Below are 17,239 nucleotides of genomic sequence, written 5' to 3' on the forward strand. Positions count from 1 at the left end.
GCCAGCTTCGCCAACAAGAACGTGGGCGTCAATAAAACCGTCACCGTCAGCGGCATCGCCGCCGCCGGCGCGGATGCCGGCAACTACATCGTGGAAAACACCAGCGCCCTGACGACGGCCAGCATCACGCCCGCCCTGCTGCAAGTGACGGGGATCAGCGCGCAGAGCCGCAATTACGACACGACGCGCAACGCCCTGATCACGGGTACGCCCACCGTGCAGGCGCTGGGGAACGACGTGGTCACCGTCACGGGTACGGGCACGGGCCTGTTCGCCGACAAGAACGCGGGCAGCAACAAGGCCGTCACCGTCACCGGCTACACGATGGAAGACGGCAACTACCTCCTGCTGCAGCCGACGGGCCTGACGGCCACCATCACGCCGGCCGTGCTGCAAGTGAGCGGCTTGAGCGTGGCGGCAGCCAAGACCTACGATGGCACGCGCAGCGTGACGCTGTCCGGCACGCCGGTGGTGTCGGGCTTCGATGGTGAAATCGTCACCGTGGGCGGGAATGGCGGCGGCCAGTTTGCCGACAAGAATGTGGGCAAGGGCAAGGCCATCGCCCTGGTTGGCTATACCTCCAGCGACAGCAACTACGCGATTGGCCAGGAGCCGGGCCTCGTTGGCGACATCACTCCCGCGCTGATCACTGTGACGGGTGTCCACGCCAACAACAAGACGTTTGACGGCAATGCCGTGGCCAGCCTGGGCGGCACGGCGGTCATCAATATCTTCGGCGAGGACGAAGTCGCCCTGGCCGGCACGCCGGGCGCCAGCTTTGCCGATGCCACGACCGGCAAGGCCAAGCCGGTCAGCGTCAACGGCTATGCACTGGCGGGGGCAGACGCGGCCAACTACAGTCTGAGCCAGCCGCAAGGCCTCAGCGCGGACATTCTCGACGCCGAAGTCCAGGTACCGCCGCCCGTCGTCGTGCCAGTGCCACCGTTGCCGACCCTGCCGCTGGCGCAGCAGCGCGTGGCGCCCGGATTGAGCATGCCGCCGCTGGGCGAGATACCGTCGTCAGACGCCGGCTTGAGCAGCACGCCGCCGGCCGTGCCCTCGCTGGCCGCCGGCACGGCGCTCAAGATCATCCGCACGCCCAGCATCAGCGTGTCGCTGGTACGGCCCGCGTCGCTGCAGCAGAATGGCGCGATCGCCGTTTCGATACCGAAGGAGATCGCCGACGCAGGAAACGCTTTCGGCTTCCCCCTGCCGGCGCAAATCGTCGAAGCGGCCGCCGTCAACCGCGTGCCCGTGCAGGCCAACCTGGCCAGCGGCGCACCGCTGCCGGCCTGGATCAGCTACGACGGCGACAGCAAGACCTTCGCCGTCACCCGCCTGCCCGACGGCGCGCTGCCGCTGGAAGTGCTGCTGGTCATCGGCAGCCAGCGTGCGACGATGGTGATCGCGGAAGTACAGTAAGTGGTGGAACGCCGGGGGCGGCCGCCGCGCCCATCTCGCTTCAAGCCTGCCCCTGCTGGCGCGCGTGCGCGTGCACGGACCACAGCACGCCCGCCGCCAGCAACAGCATGGCCAGCCATTCCAGCGCGCGCGGCATGCGCTGCGCGTAGACGAAGCCGTACAGCAGCGCGAACAGGGTCTCCGACAAAATCAACTGGCCCGACAGGGTGACCGGCACCAGGCGCGACGCCAGGTTCCACAGGTAATTGCCGATCACGGAAGCGCCCAGGGCCAGCAGCAGGCAGACGAGCCAGAAATGGGACCAGTCGCGCGCCGGCCCGCCAGCGGCTTCACCCGCCTGCCCCAGCGCCAGCGCCACGGCGCCCACGGCCAGGGCGATGACGCCGCTGGCCAGGCCATACAGCATCGACCATTCCACGCTGCTGAAGTGCGCGTGGCGCTTGAGGAAACGGGCATTGTCGAGCGCATACCAGGTCCAGCAGGCGAGCGCGCCGATGGCGCACAGCACGCCGGCCAGCTTGTGCGCCAGGCTGGCGCCGTCCGCGCCGGTGCTACCGGCATGGCTGAAAATGTCGAGATTGATGCAGGCGATGCCCAGCGCTACCAGCAGCAGCGGCAAGGCCAGGCGGCGCAAGGGCAGCGCGCCGTGGTCCTTGTGGCCGAAGATCGTCACGCTCAGGGGCAGTAAGCCGATGATCAGGGACGTGGGCGCCACGCCGGCCAGCTTGACGCCATACGCCAGCAGCAGGTAATACACGACGTTGCCGGCCAGCGCCTGGCGCAGCATGGCCAGCCAGTCGCCGCGCCGCAGCCGGCGCAGCAGGGGCAAGAGGCGCGGCAGCATCAGGCCGGCCGCCAGCGCGCCATAGCAGACGTAGCGGCCCACCATCAGTTCGACCGGAGAAAAATCCGGCAGCAAGACGGGCACAATGAAAACGGCGCCCCAGAAGGCGCCGGCCAGCAAACCGGATACGATCCCACGCCACATGCGGCCACACTCACGTCACTATGTCAAGGACGCCAGTATGGCATGCGGCGCGCAATGGCGTCAGCCCCTGGCTTTTTTCTGCTCGGGGATGAAGTGTTCGCGCACGGCCTTGGCCAGCAAGTCCGGCGGCAGCAAGCCCTGGCCCAGCAGGAAGTTGTTGAAGGCCAGGCGGTCGAATCTGTCGCCCAGCGCCAGCTCCGTTTCCGCGCGCAGCTGCAGGATGCGCATGTAGCCATAGAAATAGCTGCCCGCCTGGCCCGGCATATTGAAGGTGTAGCGGTCCAGCTCCTGGCGCGCCATCGCTTTCGACAGCATCACTTCATCCGTCAGGATGCGCCCCGCCTCCTCGCGCGTGACTTGCCCCAGGTTCAGCATCGGGTCGAGCATGGCGCGCGCCGCGCGCAGCATGCGGAACTGCAGCGCGATGAACTGGCCCTCGGCCGGCTCGTACGGAATCATCTCCGCTTCCGCGTACAGCGCCCAGCCTTCCACGTTGACGCTGTTGAACGCGTACAGGCTGCGCGCCTGCGACACGCCCCGCTCCACCATGGCGCTGAACTGCAGCTCGTGGCCAGGGCGGCCTTCGTGCGCGCTCAGGGTCCAGGCGGCGCCCGCGAAATTGAAATCGTCATACGCCTCGCCCTTGCCGCTGGCGGCCGGATTGCTGACGGGGAGGACGAACTGGCCGTGCTCTCCCGTATTGCCGATCAGCGGAGGCGGACGCATATGCGGCGCCGGCTGGGCCGCCGATTCTGCCGCGGACGCCAGGCGCATGGTCATGGCGCGCGCAGGGATATCGACCACGCGCTGCCGGGTGATCCGCTGTTCCAGCTGCGTATTGACGCCCTTGTAATGCGCCTCGAGCTGCGCGTTGGGGATGGAATCGGCCTTCAGCGCGCGCAGCACCTGGCGGTAATCACTGCCATCGACGCCTTTCAAGGCCAGCTTGGCCGCCACCACGGGCGCCAGCGCCTGCATGGCGGCGCGCGTTTCCAGGTAAGCCACCTGCGCCCGTTCGACCAGCGCGCGCGGTTCGATGTCGATGCCCACCTGTTTCAGGCGAAACGCGTACAGCTCGGGCGCCATGCGGAAGTCCGTGCGCGCCAATGGCAGCACCACCTGCTTCTCCCACGCCGCGTATGCGTTCAACTGCTGTTCCATGGCTGCCAGCGCAGGTTCGGCGCCGGCGATTTTCATGTCGGCGAACAGCTTGCGGATGCCGGCGATATACGTCGGCACGTTTTCCAGCGACTGCGCCACTTGCATGCGCACGGGTCCGGCCAGGCCAGGCGTGCCGATTTTTTCCGTGAAGCGCGCCTGCGCCTGCTGCGTGATCGGCGTGCTGCCCGGATACTGGCCCACATAGCGTTGCAGGCGCTCGAGCGCCTTGGCGCGGCGCGCGGCCGGCCGCTGTTCCTGCAACAGGCTTTGCATGCCCTCAAAGACCATTTGCGGCACATCGACCCATGGCAAGGTGTATTGGGCTTCCAGCCGGGCGCCGGCGATTTCCTGGTCGACGGCGCCGATCAGAATTTCCAGGTCCTGGCGTATGCGTTCGTCGCGCTCCAGTTCCAGCTTTTGCTGCAGCTTGCCGCGCGCCTGCTGCATGGCCGCCACATGGCGCCCGGTGATGTCCGGTCCCAGGTCGGCGGCCAGGCCGTCGTACTGGGCCAGGCCCGTATCGGAGGCGTCTTCGGGCGAGAACTGCGCCTGCGCCGCCAGCACGATGGCCGCGTTGCGATTGCTCGCCTCGATCCAGGGCGACGGGGCGGCGGCAGTTACGGGGGCGGCGGCCATGGCGGGCATGGCCAACGCGGCTGCAAGCGCGGCGGCGAGCACGGTCTTGCACAATTGCGGAGTAACGGACATCGGGGGATTCCTTCCTGAGGTAAGCGATGAGCGAAGCGGCGAGTATCGGCCAGCCTTGCAGGCCTGTCAATTCACCCCGTTCAGGACGGGCAGGTTCCACGGCGTGACGATCTGGATGGCGGACAGTGACGGCGATTGCGCCTGGGCCGGCAGTGCACCCTGCGCCCGCAGGATTTCCTGGCAGGCGCGGCGCATGTCCTGGCCCAGGTCGTGGTGCAGCACGGCCTGGATGGCGCCCGACTTGAGCAGCGCCACGTTGTCCGCGTCGAGATCGTGACCGATGAAGACCTGGCAGGACCGGCCCGCTCACGCAAAGGCCTGCACGATGGCGGCATTGCCGCCGCCGATCGAATACACGGCGGCGATGGCCGGATGATCTGCCAGGGCTTGACGCACCAGCGCCCCCGTGGCCCCGTCGATGCCGTGGCCCTCGCTTACGTCGACGATGGATAAATGGCGGTGACGTTCGCGCAGCGCGCGGCGAAAGCCGATCTCGCGCTCTTCCTCACCATGAAAGCGGTTGCTGCTCAAGGTTACCAGCACCTGCTGTTTCCTTGGGCGCCTGCCCGCGCCCAGCCAGTGGCCGACCAGGCATGCGGCCGTCTCCCCGGCCGCGCGGTTATCCATCCCCACATAACTGCGGCGCGCGGAAGCCGGCAAGTCCGTCACCAGGGTCACGACGGGGATGCCGGCCGCCGCCAGCCGGTTCACCGCTTCCGCCACCGCTGGCAAGTCCGGTGCTTTCAGCAGCACGCCGTGGCTGCCGTTCTTGCGGATGCGTTCCAGCAGTTCGACGATGTCCTCGACGTCCAGCGTTTCATGCAGGTGAAAGCGCGAGCGCAGCACGGCCGGATGCAAGGACGGCAGCTCCGCCTCCAGCGCGGCCCGCACGGCGTCCGTGAAGCGGCGCGGCGCCACCATCAGCACGTCGAGCATGAATTTTCTTCCAGACAGGCCCACCTGCGTACTTTGCCGCGCCAGTTCGTCGAGCGCCTGCATCACGCGGCGCACCGTATTGGCGTGCACGCCCCCGCGCTGCTTGATCACACGGTCGACGGTGGCCACGCTGACGCCGGCCTGCAGCGCCACGACCTTGACGGGAAACGGATGCGTCATGCGATGTCCACGTTAATTGATGTTTTTTTGATGGATTTCCCGATGAAAAATGCGGATTTTCATCCCTATACTGATTCTACAACTTAAACAACGGAGACACCGCATGCCCACCACAGACGCCGCCGCGCAGAGCACCCCGTACTGGCTGACGCCGGAACACTGCGACCTGCAAGACTTCATCGCCACCGTCAGCCAACGCACGGCGCTGAGCGACTATCCCCACGCCGCCGCGGTGAAAGAAAACGTTCTCGTCTACGACTGCGACCGGGTGCGCGCGCTGGCCGCCAGTGCGGTGTCGCTGCGCGCGCTGCAGGCCGAATGGGGCCAGGCGCTGATGGATGGTCCGGGCGTCATCGTGCTCCAACGCGCCGTCGCCGACATGGACACGCTGGAACAGGTCAGCGGCGTCTTTCGCGCGCTGATCGCCGAACAGCATGCGAGCGGCCAGGCGGGCGGCGACCATTTTGCCCAACCGGGCGCAAACGACCGCATCTGGAACGCCCAGCAAAAACTGTGTCTGCGGGCACCCGAGGCGTTCGCGCGCTATTACGCCAATCCCGTCTTCGCGTGGATCGCCGAGGCCTGGCTCGGTCCGGCCTACCAGATGACGGCGCAAGTGAACGTCGTCAACCCGGGCGGAGCGGCCCAGGGGCCGCACCGCGACTATCACCTGGGCTTCCAGAGTCCCGCCGCCTGCGCCGCCTACCCCGCCCCCGCGCACCGGATGTCGGCCCTGCTCACCTTGCAAGGCGCCGTCGCCCATTGCGACATGCCGCTGGTATCGGGCCCCACCCTGTACCTGCCCGGGTCGCAGCGCTACCGCGCCGGTTTTCTCGCCTGGCAGCAGCGGCCGTTCCGCGACTACTTTGCGCAGCATTGCGTGCAGCTGCCACTGTCCAAAGGCGACGCCGTGTTCTTCAACCCGGCCCTCTTCCATGCGGCCGGGCATAACCGCTCGCCCGACATCCGCCGCATGGCCAACCTACTGCAAGTGTCGTCGCCGTTCGGGCGCGCCATGGAAGCGCTGGACCGCCGCGCCATGAGCGCCGCGCTGTATCCGGCCCTGCAGGCGCTGCGCGCGCAGGGAGTCCTGGATGACATTGGCGTCAGCCACGCGATTGCCGCCTGCGCCGAAGGCTATGCCTTCCCCAGCAACCTCGACCACGACCAGCCCATAGCCGGCATGGCACCGCCCACGCAGCAGCAGCTGATGCACGAAGCGATGGCGCAAGACTGGCCAGCCGCGCGCTTTATCGACGCGCTGGACAGCCACGCCTGGCGCCAGCAAGCCTGAATCCCTCACCGCGACACGAACGGAGAATCCGCATATGCAAGACATCAACATCGGCCTGATCGGCGCCGGCTACATGGGCAAGGCCCACACCATCGCCTACAAGGCCGTGCGCAGCATTTTTCACACGACCCTGAATCCCGTGTGCGCCTGCATCGGCACCAGCAGCGCAGAAGGCGCCGCCCGCAGCGCGCGGGAACTGGGGTGGAACCGCTCCACGGGCGACTGGCGCGCGCTGGTCAATGATCCCGCCATCGACGCCGTCATCGTGGCCACGCCGCCGGCCACGCACAAGGACATCGTGCTGGCGGCGCTGGCCCAGGGTAAGCCCGTGTTTTGCGAAAAGCCGCTGGGCATGACGGCCGCCGAATCCCTGATGCTGGCGCAGGCGGCGGAAAGCGCGGGCGTGGCCAATATGGTCGGCTACAACTACATCCGCACGCCCGCCAGCCAGCTGGCGCGGCAGATCATCGAATCGGGAGAGATTGGCGAGATCATCCACGTCGCCGCCGAACACGTGGAAGACTATCTGCACGACCCGCGCGCACCAGCTTCCTGGCGCACGCGCGAGGCGACGGCGACCAGGGCCGGCGCGCTGGCCGACGTGGGTTCGCACCTGCTCAACCTGGCCCTGCGCCTGGGCGGTCCCGTCGACGCGCTGGTGGCCGACATGAACACCGTGCACGCGCAACGCCAGGGTCCGCACGGCATGGAAGCGGTGGAAAACGACGACCAGGGCAATGTGATGCTGCGCTTTGCCAACGGCGCGCTCGGTGCCCTCACCTTCAGCCGCGTGGCGGCCGGGCGCAAGATGGGCTACACCTACCGCATCACGGGGACGACAGGCGCGATCGCCTTCGATCAGGAAAACCAGAATGCGCTGTGGCTGTACGACGCCGGCCGCCCCGCGCAGCGCCAGGGTTTCCAGCGCCTGCTGATGGGCCCTGCCCACCCCGACTACCTGGCATTTTCCCAGGGCGCGGGGCACGGCACCGGCTACAACGAGCAGATCGTCATCGAAGCGCGCGATTTTCTGCACGCCATCGCCAGCGGCGAACCAGTCTGGCCCACCTTCCGCGACGGCTATGAGGTGGACCGGCTGATAGCCGCTGCGCTGCGCTCGGTGCAGGAGCGCAGCTGGATTTCCCTGCGTTGATGGCAAGGACGGTTTAGTAGGCCAAGCCGTAACCGAACTTGTACAGCGGATGCGCCGTATCATACGGCACGTCCGATTTCTGCACCTGCACTTCGGCCATCGACGATGGCAGTTCGAACGGCAGCTTGCCTTGCGGCTTGGCCTTGCCCGTCAAGACATCGAACAGCGCGCCGTCGCTGACGCCGAAGTTGGCGAGAACCGCGCTGGCCTTGTCCTGCACGTTGCCGAGGATGGCCGGGCGGTCGAGGTAAACAGTCACTACCGTCTTCGGCGCGAATTTCGCCGCGTTCTTGATCGCCTCGTAGTCGGCGTCGCCGTCGACATAGTTCAGGCGACCTTCATGCTGCATGCTGCCGAAGATGTAGTTCGGGTGCAGGATCTCGAAAGGCGCGGCCACGCGCAGCAGGGCCACGTCGGCTTCCTGCGGCGTCGCCACCACCGTGTAGCCGTATTGCTTGGCCACGGCAGCGTCGATGCCGTACAGGTAGACCTTCTTGACGCTGGCCGCCAGCGGCAAGACCTTGTCCTTGTTTTCCAGCAGTACCAGCGAGCGGCGCTGCGCATCGAGGCCCGCCTCAATGAAGTCGGCCTTACCCACCGTGGCCGCCGCCTTGGCCGCATCGACGAACGGATGCTCGAACAGGCCCTGCTTGAATTTCTGGATCAGGATGCGCCGCGCCGACGCGTCGATGCGCGCTTCCGTCAGCTGGCCCCGTTGCACGGCCTGGGTCAGGTAGGGCGCCTCCGTCACGCCGCCGAACTGGTCCATCCCCGCCGTGACGGCCTTGACGTAGCGCTCGGCCTTGGTGGCGTCTTCCATGCCCCACGGCGTGCCGAAACCGATGAAGGAAGGCGCCACGCCAGGCGCCGTGCCGTTGCGGCAGTTGGCGTCGCAGTCGGAGGTGATGCCCCAGTCGGACAGGATCACGCCCTCGAAACCGTATTTGCCGCGCAGCAGATCCGTCAGCATGGTCTTGCTGAAGCCGGCCGCCACCTGCTCCAGCGTGATGCCGTCGATGGTGATGTTCCCGTCCGGCAGCGCATAGGTCGGCATGACGGAGGCCGCCTTGGCCGTGAACGCGCCTTCGAACGGTTTGACGTGGTAGGCGAAGTTGTTGCCCGGGTAAGTCATGTAGCGGCCATAGTAATTGTGGCCATCGTAACCCTCTTTCGTCGCGCCGTAGCCGACCCAGTGCTTGACGACGGCCACCACGCTGCCGTCATGCAGGCCCGTGTTGCCGTCCTGGAAGCCCTCGATATAGTGCTGCACCATGCGCTTGGCCAGGTCGGCATCCTCGCCGAAGGTGCCGTTGATGCGCGACCAGCGCGGTTCGGTAGCCAGGTCGGCCTGCGGCGACAGCGCTTGCGTGATGCCGACGGCCAGGTATTCCTGGCGCGCGATGTCGCCGAAGCGGCGCACCAGCGCATCGTCGCCGATGGCGGCCAGGCCCAGGGTTTCCGGCCATTGCGAGAACCCCTGGGTGCCGGCGCTGGCGCCCACCGTGTACTGGAAATGGTGGCGCGGGTCGGTGGAAATCGACACGGGAATGCCGTGGCGCGACGTTTCGCTCAGGGCCTGCACCTTGTTGTACTGGGCCGCCATATTGGCCGAGTCGCCCGCCATGCGGGTGATGAAGGTGTTGACGTACTGCTTGACGATCAGGTCTTGCAGGGCCGCCAGGTCGTACGCGCCGCCCTGGCCGATGCCGGTGGGATCGGCCACGGTGGGCGCCGTACCGTGCATCATCAGGCCGGCTTTTTCATCGAGGCTCATGCGCGACAGCAGGTCGTCGGCGCGCGCCTCGGCCGACAGGCGCCAGTCTTCATACGGGTCGATCTTGCCGTTGCGGTTCATGTCCTTGAAGGTATAGCCGTCGACTTTCAGCTGGTTGTAGGTGGTGGCGCCGAATACGGGCTGCGTGTATTCCTCGCTGACGGTGTCGTTGCCGCAGGCGGCCAGGGCAAGCGTGGCGACGCAGCCGGCGACCATGCGGGCCATCGGTTTCAAAGTGCAATTCATCATTATCTCCAAGACTGTTTTTGTAGGTATCAAGGCGCGGCAGCAAGGCCGGCCGAAAACAATATAGCGTGAGAATGCGTGAGTTTCTTGACCGCGCAGCACGCGTTTTATACCCGCGAGAACAATTTTTGTTTAGATGGGACGACAACCAACAATCTCCTACAAAGTGCTAATATTTGTGAAAAATTACTACAACAAGCAGAATACGCAGAATAAGCAGGAGACAGCCTTGCACAAACCCGACACGCGCACGGTTTCGAACCGCATCGCGCAGCAATGCGCGCGCGCCATGCAGGCCGATGGCCACGATCCCGCCGACTTTTTCCGCCAGACGGGCATCACGCCGGCGCAGCTCACGGAACCTGGCGGACGCATCAACGCCGAGCGGCACCGCCGCATGACCGCCTACGCCCAGCAGCTGCCGCAGCACCGCGGCTTGCTCGACCTCGACGTGACGCACTGGTTCGCGCATTACTCGGCCATCGCCCACGTCTGCTTCAACCGCCCCACCCTGCGCAGCGCGCTGCACGAGCTGCTGCACTTGCGCGGGCTGATCGGCGAATTCGACTTCATGCTGATGAGCGAAAACGGCACGCGCATCGAGATCGAATACCTGTCCGAGTTCTGTCCGGCGGGCGGCGCCATGCAGGCGCTGGCCAATTTCCGCATGCTGTCGCTGGTGGCGCGCGCCTACGACGATGGCGCGGCCACCGCCTTCCGTGCCGGCTTCCAGGGCAAGGCGCCGTGGTTCGCGCCGGCCATTGCCGAGTGCTTCGGCGCCGCCGCCACCTTCGGCCAGGCGCGCAATACATTGACGTTCGACGCGCCGGCGCTGGACCGGCCCTTCGCCCAGTTCAACGCCATGCTGGCGCCGCACGCGCTGCGCCACGCGCAGGGGCAGTTGCAGCAGCTGCAGGGAGCGCAGCTGTTTTCGGCCCGCGTGGAGCAGGCCATCATCGACTTGCTGGGCCGGCAAGGCGCAGGGGATGCCGACGGCGCCGCACTGCTGCCGGCCCTGTGCGACGGCCTGGCGATGAACCGCTGGACCCTGCAACGCCAGCTGCAGCAGGAGCAAACCTCGTTCCGCGCGCTGGAATTGCGCGCCAAGAGCCGCGAATCGCGCCGCTTGCTGCGCGAAACGCGTCTGAGCGTGGCGGAAATCAGCGACCGCCTGGGCTTTTCCTCGCAAAGCGCGTTCACCCGCTTTTTCAAGAACCAGTTCGAACTGCCGCCGGCGCGCTACCGGCAAGATGCCGCCGGAGCCTAGAGAAAGAGACGAGGAAGAAGCAACAAGAAACAAACAACAAACAACAAGCAAAAAGCAAAAAGCAAAAAGCAAACCAGCAAACCGGCAAACCGCCAAACCACGCAACGGCCCAAGTCGGGGAGACAGGCTCCCCGGGCCAAGCGAGCCTGAAAAATGTCGAGGGCAAGGCGCGGCGACGCAGACAGTACGCAAGTACGGCAAGGAAGCCGCAACGCCGCCATCGGCATTTTCTCAGGCCCGCGTCGCCGGCCCGCTGTTTTCAATCTCTACCCGACTTTATCTGGAACCAGATCGCATACATAGCCGGCAGAAATACCAGGGTCAATACCGTGCCGGCGAACGTGCCGCCGATCAGGGTATAGGCCAAGGTACCCCAGAAAACCGAATGGGTCAGCGGAATAAAGGCCAGCATGGCCGCCAGCGCCGTGAGGATCACGGGACGCACGCGCTGCACGGTCGCTTCGACCACGGCGTCGAACGGCGCCAGGCCAGCCGCCTCGTTCTGATGGATCTGGCCGATCAGGATCAGGGTATTGCGCATCAAAATGCCCGACAGCGCGATCAGGCCGACCAGCGCATTGATGCCGAACGGCTGCTGGAACAGCAGCAAGGTGGGCACGACGCCGATCAGGCCCAACGGGCTGGTCAGGAAGACCATCACCATCGCCGAAATCGAGCGCACCTGCAGGATGATCATCAGCAGGGTCAGCGCCAGCATGATGGGGAACAGCGGCAGCATGGCTTGCGTTGCCTTGGCCGATTCCTCGACGGAGCCGGCCTGCTCGATGCGGTAGCCGGCCGGCAGCCTGCCGATGACGGCTTGCAGCTGCGCCGTGATGGCACCCGAGACGTCGGGCGGCTGCATGCCGTCGGCGATGTCGCCGCGCACGGTAATCGTCGGCTGGCGGTCGCGCCGGCGCATCACGGGTTCTTCCGAGCGCACCTCGACGCTGCCGACCTGCGACAGCGCGATGCGTTCGCCATTCGCGCCGGCCAGGGTCAGGTCGGCGATGCGCGCCGGGTCCAGCCGCACGTCGCCAGCCGCGCGCGCCACCACCTGCACCGTGCGGATATCTTCGCGCACGGCGGTGACGGGCACGCCGCTGAGCAGGAACTGCAGCTGCTGCGCCACGGCGGCCGACGTCAGGCCCATCGCCTGCAAGCGGTCCTGCTGCAGGCTGAAATGCAGGGTGGGCGTGCGCGTGCCCCAATCGGTATTGACGGTACGCATCATCGGGCTGGCCTGCATCACGCGCCGCACCTCGTCGGCGATGGTGCGCAGCACTTCGGGATCGGGGCCGCTGACCCGGTAAGCGACGGGAAACGGCGAGTACGGGCCGAACACCAGTTGCGTGACGCGCACGCGCGCCTCCGGCGCCAGGCCGGCGGCAACGGCCACGCGCAAGCGCTGCTTGAGGCTGTCGCGCGCCTGCTGGCTGTCGGTGCGCACGACGATCTTGGCAAACGAAGGATCGGGCAATTCCGGCCCCATCGCCAGGTAAAAGCGCGGCGCGCCCTGGCCCACGTAGGCCGTGACGATCTTCGCTTCGGGCTGCCGCGCCAGCCAGGCTTCCACTTTCGCCGCCGCGCCGCTGGTCTGTCCGATCGCGCTGCCGTAGGGCAGCTGCACTTCGATCAGCACTTCAGGGCGGTCCGAGATCGGGAAGAACTGTTTCTTGACGACGGCCATGCCCAGCACGGCCAGCACGAACAGGCCGATCACGGTGCAGAACACCAGCCATTTGCGGGCGATCACGCGCCCCAGCAACCGGCGGAAGCGGTGGTAGCGCGGCGTGTCGTACAGCGCGTCATGGCCGCCGGCGACCTTGCTCAGCTCGGGCAAGAGCTTGACGCCCAGGTAGGGCGTAAACACCACCGCCACCACCCATGAAGCGATCAGCGCGATGCCGACGATCCAGAACATATTGCTCGTGTATTCGCCGGCGCTGGAACGGGCAAAGCCGTTGGGCATGAAGCCGACGGCCGTCACCAGTGTGCCCGCCAGCATGGGTGCGGCCGTATGGCTCCAGGCGTAGGCGGAGGCGGCGATGCGGCTGTAGCCCTCCTCCATTTTCACGACCATCATTTCGATGGCGATGATGGCGTCGTCCACCAGCAGGCCGAGGCCCAGGATCAGGGAACCGAGCGTGATGCGGTCGAAGTTTTTGCCTGTCGCGGCCATCACGATGAATACCACGGCCAGGGTCAGCGGCACGGCGGCGGCCACCACGATGCCGACGCGCCAGCCCATGCTGATAAAGCACACCAGCATCACCACCAGCAGCGCGGCGAGAAACTTGAGCATGAATTCGTCGACGGCCGCGCTGATATTGACGGCCTGGTCGGTGACCTTGGCCAGGCTCATGCCCAGCGGCATGGCGGCAACGATGGCCGTCACCTCCCCGTCCAGCGCTTTACCCAGGTCCAGCCCGTTCCAGCCGTCGCGCATGACCACGCCCAGCAGCAGCGCCGGCTCGCCGCCATTGCGCACCATGAAACTGGCCGGGTCTTCCTGGCCACGGCGTACGGTGGCGATATCGGACAGGGCCAAGGTGCGCCCCTGCACCACCACGGGCGTATCGCGGATCTTTTGCAGCGCGTCGAGCGCGCCGTCAAGGCGGATCGACACCTGCGGCCCGCGCGTTTCGACCGAGCCGGCCGGCGTGAGGGCATTCTGGCCGTGCAGTGCCGCGAACACGTCCTGCGCCCGCACGCCCAGGGTGGCCAGGCGTTCCTGCGAAAACTCCACGTAGATGCGTTCGGCCTGTTCGCCGATGATATTGACCTTTTTTACGCCCGGCACGTGCAGCAGCCGCTGGCGCAAGGTTTCCGCCTCGCGCACCAGCAGGCGCTGCGGCTCGCCTTTGGCCTTCAGCGCATACAGGGCAAAGGTGACATCGGCGTATTCGTCATTGATCATGGGGCCGATCACGCCGGCCGGCAAATTGGCCGCCTCGTCACCCGCCTTCTTGCGCGCCTGGTAAAACTCGGCCTGCACCTGCCCGGGCGGAGTGCTGTCGAGCAGTGTCAGGGTCGTGAAAGCCAGGCCCGGCCTGGTGTAGGTCTCGGCCCGTTCATACCAGCGCAACTCCTGCAGGCGCTTTTCGATCTTCTCGGCCACCTGGTCCTGCATTTCGCGCGCGCTGGCGCCAGGCCAGGCGGTGACGATGGTCATCACCTTGACCGTGAAGGCCGGGTCTTCCGCGCGCCCCAGCTTGAAGAACGACAGCAGGCCGGCCAGCGAAATGAGACAGATCAGGAACAGGGTGACGGAACGCTCGCGCACGGCAAGCGCCGACAGGTTGAAGCCCGCCGCGCTCATGGATGCGCTCCCGCGCCGGCGGCCACTGGCGCCGGCTCGACCCTGACCAGCTCTCCCTGGTGCAGCAAATGGGCACCCAGCGCGACGATGCGTTCGCCCGCCTTCAGGCCGCCCACGTCGGCGCCGTCATCGTGCAGCCCCAGTACCTTGACGGGCCGCCAGCTCACTTGCTCCGGCGTACCGGCGATCACCCACACGCCCTGCCCCGTGCCCGCATCGTGCAGGGCCGCCAGCGGCACTTGCACGGCGTCGCCTGCCGCTTGCGCGCCGGGCAGGCGCACGGTGACGGTGGCGCCCAGCGGCGCGTTCGACAGCGCCGCGTCGAGCACATAGCGCGCCTCGAAAGTGCGCGTTTGCCGGTCCGCCGTCTGCGCCAGCTGGCGCAAGGTGGCCGGCACGCCGGCGCCCGGCCTGCCGAACAGGGTGGCCTGGCCCTTGGAGCCGAGCGCGGGGCGCACGGTTTCCGGCAGCTGGATCGCCGCTTCGCGCCGGCCGTCATGGGCCAGGCGCACCACCACCTGCCCGGCCGCCACCACCTGGCCCGGTTCGGCCAGGGTATCCATCACGACACCGTCGGCGTCGGCCAGCAGCACCGCGTACTGCAGCGCATTGCGCGCCACCCCGGCCTGGGCTTCGGAAGCCTTGAGCTGGGCGCCGGCCGCGTCGGCCGCCGCCTTCACCTGGTCGTAGCCGGATGCCGAGATGGCCCCCGTGCCGCGCAAGTCGCGGTAGCGCGCTTCCTCATCCGCCGCCTGGCGCGCGCGGGCGCGGTCGGCGATGACGGTTTCGTGGCGTGCCTGCGCCAGCAGTTGCAAGTCGTCGGCGTCGAGGCGCATCAACGGCTGGCCACGGCGCACGGCCTGGCCGGCGTCGACCAGCCGTTCGCGCACCTTGCCGGCCACGCGAAAACCGAGGTCGCTTTGCACGCGCGGCGCGACCACGCCCGTAAAGCTGCGCGTGCCCGCTTCGGCGCCCTGCACCGCGACGGCGCGCACCAGCGGCACGGCCGTACGCGGATCGGCCTGCGCCTTGTCGGCGCAGGCGCCCAACACCAAGGGTAAAGTTGAAATGACAATAGATGAAGCGAGGCGGCGCCAGCGCATAAGAGTCCCATGAATGAGTGATCAGGGTTCTCATTCTGGTACTAGTGACCAATTAAGTCAATCGTCACCTTTCATTCAAAGGCTATGGCGACAGGCTGCGCAACACCAGGCTGGACAGTTGCGGCACCGCCGTTTCGCTGCTGTCGACGCTGTGTTGCAGCAGCAAGGGATTGACGTAGGGGCGCATCACCAGATAGATCGCGCTGGCCGTCTCGTCGAGCGGCGTCTTGCGCTCGAAGTCGCCCGTCTTGCGCCCCTGCCGCAAGATATCCTGCAGCAAGGCGCCCATCGCCAGCTCGTAGGTTTGCACGGCAGGCCAGCGTTCGGTGGCGGCCGAGGCGGCGATGTCGTACAGCTTGCGGTCCTGGAAAAACAGCCGCAAGCTGGCCTCGACGCTGGCCTTGAACATGCGCCGCAGCTGCTCCGGCGGCTGGCCGGCCGCCGCGACCGCGTTTCTCACCTCGGTTTCGATCTGGCGCAGACAGCTGGCGCAGATATGCTCGCCGATGGCTTGCTTGGATTCGAAGAATTTATAGATATAGGCCTTGGAAAAGCCGATCGCCCTGGCCAGGTCGGAGACAGTCGTCTTTTCATAGCCGTAGCGGCTGAAGTAATCGGTGGCGGCGGCAACGATCTGGTCGCGCACGTCGTGACCGGCCGGGCCGCGCGCAGGGCTTGGTGTGTCGGGTGTGGTGGAATTCATGGCGACAGCTTACCGCGCCGCGACGGAATGCACAATAAGTGACTAATATGTATTATAGTCACCCTTTATTTCTTTTTTGAACTGGAAGACCACCATGCCACTGCCACGCCTGCGCCTCCCCTTTCTGCTGATCGCCGCCGGCCTGGCCGCCGCTGGCTGCACTGCTGGCCTGGACTACCGCCGGCCCGAAGCGCCGCTGGCGGCGCAGTATCTGCACCAGGCGGCGCTCGGCGCGCGCCAGGACGCGGACGCGGCCGAACTGCGGCAGTGGTGGACAGCGTTCGGCGATCCGCGCCTGACCCATCTGGTAACGGTGGCGCTGGCGCAAAACCTCGACCTGGAACAGGCGCAGGCCAGGGTCAGGCAAGCGCGCGCCGCCACCGGTGCGGCGGACGCCGCGCTGCTGCCGTCGGCCAGCATTGGCGGCCAGGCTGCGCGCGCCTACCAGTCCGTGCAAACGCCGCTGGGCAGGGTCTTGAACGCCACGCCAGGCTATGAGCGCGCCGGCAGCGCGCGCGAATTGAACCTGCAGGCGTCGTGGGAACTCGACCTTTTCGGCGGCCTGCGCCGCGAACGTGAAGCGGCGCGCGCCGATTACGAGGCCAGCGAGGCTCGATGGGCCGCGACGCGCCTGGCCGTGGCGGCGCAAACGGCGGACCTTTACTTGTCCATCCAGGGCCTGCAGGCGCGGCTCGACCTGGCGCGCCTGCAGGTCGACACCGACGCGGCGCTGCTGGAACTCGCCACGCTGTTATACGACAAGGGATTGGCGAACGAGCCGGCGCTGCGGCAGGCCGAAGCATCGCTGGCGCAGGCGCGCGCCGTCGTGCCCGGCCTGGACACGGCGCGCGAGGTGGCCTTGCATGCGCTCGACGTCATGCTGGGCGCGGCACCCGGCACCTACGGCGATGACATGGCCGCCGCCGGCGTGAGGGCGCGCGCGCCGCGCATCACGGCCGGCGGTTCGCCGGGCGAACTGCTG

Annotated in this window: 13 protein-coding genes; 5 read left to right on the forward strand and 8 right to left on the reverse strand. The window is 66.9% G+C overall.

The genetic code is table 11. The annotated features are described in order from the left end of the window. The coding region (locus tag CBW66_RS22615) for a YDG domain-containing protein (protein WP_253251343.1) at nucleotides 1-1,422 on the forward strand (1,422 nt) is incomplete at its 5' end. Between the two features lie 40 nt (nucleotides 1,423-1,462). On the opposite strand, the gene CBW66_RS22620 is transcribed toward CBW66_RS22615, so the two are convergent. From CBW66_RS22620 to CBW66_RS22630, 4 genes are all read right to left on the reverse strand, one after another. Then, entirely contained in the window at nucleotides 1,463-2,410 is a 948-nt protein-coding gene (locus tag CBW66_RS22620) for a DMT family transporter (RefSeq protein ID WP_086140955.1), read from the reverse strand. A gap of 60 nt (nucleotides 2,411-2,470) precedes the next feature. Further along, nucleotides 2,471-4,279: a DUF885 domain-containing protein gene (locus CBW66_RS22625; RefSeq protein WP_170933135.1), complete on the reverse strand. Its 1,809-nt coding sequence runs from the start codon at nucleotides 4,277-4,279 to the stop codon at nucleotides 2,471-2,473. Nucleotides 4,280-4,345: 66 nt separating this feature from the next. Continuing rightward, complete coding sequence (locus tag CBW66_RS29510) at nucleotides 4,346-4,534, reverse strand: hypothetical protein (protein ID WP_230492114.1); 189 nt, start codon at nucleotides 4,532-4,534, stop codon at nucleotides 4,346-4,348. 51 nt (nucleotides 4,535-4,585) lie between these two features. Then, entirely contained in the window at nucleotides 4,586-5,395 is an 810-nt protein-coding gene (locus tag CBW66_RS22630; RefSeq protein WP_230492113.1) for a LacI family DNA-binding transcriptional regulator, read from the reverse strand. Nucleotides 5,396-5,498: 103 nt separating this feature from the next. Here CBW66_RS22630 and CBW66_RS22635 point away from each other — a divergent pair, with 103 nt between their 5' ends. Further along, nucleotides 5,499-6,689: a phytanoyl-CoA dioxygenase family protein gene (locus tag CBW66_RS22635; protein ID WP_086140957.1), complete on the forward strand. Its 1,191-nt coding sequence runs from the start codon at nucleotides 5,499-5,501 to the stop codon at nucleotides 6,687-6,689. A 34-nt stretch (nucleotides 6,690-6,723) separates the two neighbouring features. Next, on the forward strand, nucleotides 6,724-7,842 hold the full coding sequence (locus CBW66_RS22640) for a Gfo/Idh/MocA family protein (RefSeq protein WP_086140958.1): 1,119 nt from the start codon (nucleotides 6,724-6,726) through the stop codon (nucleotides 7,840-7,842). Between the two features lie 13 nt (nucleotides 7,843-7,855). Here the strand turns inward: CBW66_RS22640 and CBW66_RS22645 are convergent, their stop codons facing one another. Next, entirely contained in the window at nucleotides 7,856-9,865 is a 2,010-nt protein-coding gene (locus tag CBW66_RS22645) for a glycoside hydrolase family 3 protein (RefSeq protein WP_086140959.1), read from the reverse strand. Between the two features lie 226 nt (nucleotides 9,866-10,091). Here CBW66_RS22645 and CBW66_RS22650 point away from each other — a divergent pair, with 226 nt between their 5' ends. Further along, entirely contained in the window at nucleotides 10,092-11,129 is a 1,038-nt protein-coding gene (locus tag CBW66_RS22650) for an AraC family transcriptional regulator (RefSeq protein WP_170933136.1), read from the forward strand. A gap of 259 nt (nucleotides 11,130-11,388) precedes the next feature. On the opposite strand, the gene CBW66_RS22655 is transcribed toward CBW66_RS22650, so the two are convergent. From CBW66_RS22655 to CBW66_RS22665, 3 genes are all read right to left on the reverse strand, one after another. Next, nucleotides 11,389-14,451, reverse strand: a complete 3,063-nt coding sequence (locus tag CBW66_RS22655) for an efflux RND transporter permease subunit (protein ID WP_086140961.1) — start codon at nucleotides 14,449-14,451, stop codon at nucleotides 11,389-11,391. Then, nucleotides 14,448-15,554, reverse strand: a complete 1,107-nt coding sequence (locus CBW66_RS22660) for an efflux RND transporter periplasmic adaptor subunit (protein ID WP_086140962.1) — start codon at nucleotides 15,552-15,554, stop codon at nucleotides 14,448-14,450. The genes CBW66_RS22655 and CBW66_RS22660 overlap by 4 nt, the downstream gene beginning before the upstream one ends. Before the next feature lie 82 nt (nucleotides 15,555-15,636). Further along, nucleotides 15,637-16,257: a TetR/AcrR family transcriptional regulator gene (locus tag CBW66_RS22665; RefSeq protein ID WP_086140963.1), complete on the reverse strand. Its 621-nt coding sequence runs from the start codon at nucleotides 16,255-16,257 to the stop codon at nucleotides 15,637-15,639. A 94-nt stretch (nucleotides 16,258-16,351) separates the two neighbouring features. Here CBW66_RS22665 and CBW66_RS22670 point away from each other — a divergent pair. Then, on the forward strand, nucleotides 16,352-17,239 hold an 888-nt coding region (locus CBW66_RS22670; RefSeq protein WP_172402990.1), incomplete at its 3' end, for a TolC family protein.

The organism is Janthinobacterium sp. GW456P, from assembly GCF_002127655.1.
In the GTDB taxonomy this organism is placed as follows: domain Bacteria; phylum Pseudomonadota; class Gammaproteobacteria; order Burkholderiales; family Burkholderiaceae_D; genus Janthinobacterium.

What these genes read in the sequence shown, in the direction of transcription:
- CBW66_RS22655 (WP_086140961.1), bottom strand. Translation starts at nt 14,451, where the DNA reads ATGAGCGCGGCGGGCTTCAACCTGTCGGCGCTTGCCGTGCGCGAGCGT.
- CBW66_RS22625 (WP_170933135.1), bottom strand. Translation starts at nt 4,279, where the DNA reads ATGTCCGTTACTCCGCAATTGTGCAAGACCGTGCTCGCCGCCGCGCTT.
- CBW66_RS22620 (WP_086140955.1), bottom strand. Translation starts at nt 2,410, where the DNA reads ATGTGGCGTGGGATCGTATCCGGTTTGCTGGCCGGCGCCTTCTGGGGC.
- CBW66_RS22645 (WP_086140959.1), bottom strand. Translation starts at nt 9,865, where the DNA reads ATGATGAATTGCACTTTGAAACCGATGGCCCGCATGGTCGCCGGCTGC.
- CBW66_RS22660 (WP_086140962.1), bottom strand. Translation starts at nt 15,554, where the DNA reads ATGCGCTGGCGCCGCCTCGCTTCATCTATTGTCATTTCAACTTTACCC.
- CBW66_RS22635 (WP_086140957.1), top strand. Translation starts at nt 5,499, where the DNA reads ATGCCCACCACAGACGCCGCCGCGCAGAGCACCCCGTACTGGCTGACG.
- CBW66_RS22640 (WP_086140958.1), top strand. Translation starts at nt 6,724, where the DNA reads ATGCAAGACATCAACATCGGCCTGATCGGCGCCGGCTACATGGGCAAG.
- CBW66_RS22665 (WP_086140963.1), bottom strand. Translation starts at nt 16,257, where the DNA reads ATGAATTCCACCACACCCGACACACCAAGCCCTGCGCGCGGCCCGGCC.
- CBW66_RS22630 (WP_230492113.1), bottom strand. Translation starts at nt 5,395, where the DNA reads ATGACGCATCCGTTTCCCGTCAAGGTCGTGGCGCTGCAGGCCGGCGTC.